The organism is Pseudoalteromonas sp. 5Ae-yellow, assembly GCF_014077565.1.
In the GTDB taxonomy this organism is placed as follows: Bacteria; Pseudomonadota; Gammaproteobacteria; order Enterobacterales; family Alteromonadaceae; genus Pseudoalteromonas.
Genome location: NZ_JACGWD010000204.1, coordinates 1 through 258, shown reverse-complemented (window position 1 = coordinate 258; position 258 = coordinate 1). Strand labels below are relative to the sequence as shown.

The following is a 258-nucleotide window of genomic DNA, read 5'->3' as shown; positions in this document are numbered from 1 at the left end:
AAATTCAGAATTCATTGAGCTGTCGAAAGACATAAAACTTTTTAATTGAAGAGTTTGATCATGGCTCAGATTGAACGCTGGCGGCAGGCCTAACACATGCAAGTCGAGCGGTAACAGAAAGTAGCTTGCTACTTTGCTGACGAGCGGCGGACGGGTGAGTAATGCTTGGGAACATGCCTTGAGGTGGGGGACAACAGTTGGAAACGACTGCTAATACCGCATAATGTCTACGGACCAAAGGGGGCTTCGGCTCTCGCC

Annotated in this window: 1 rRNA gene; it reads left to right on the top strand. The window is 48.8% G+C overall.

The annotated features are described in order from the left end of the window. Positions 1-42: 42 nt before the first annotated feature. A 16S ribosomal RNA gene (locus H4J63_RS19975) occupies positions 43-258 on the top strand; the annotation flags it as partial.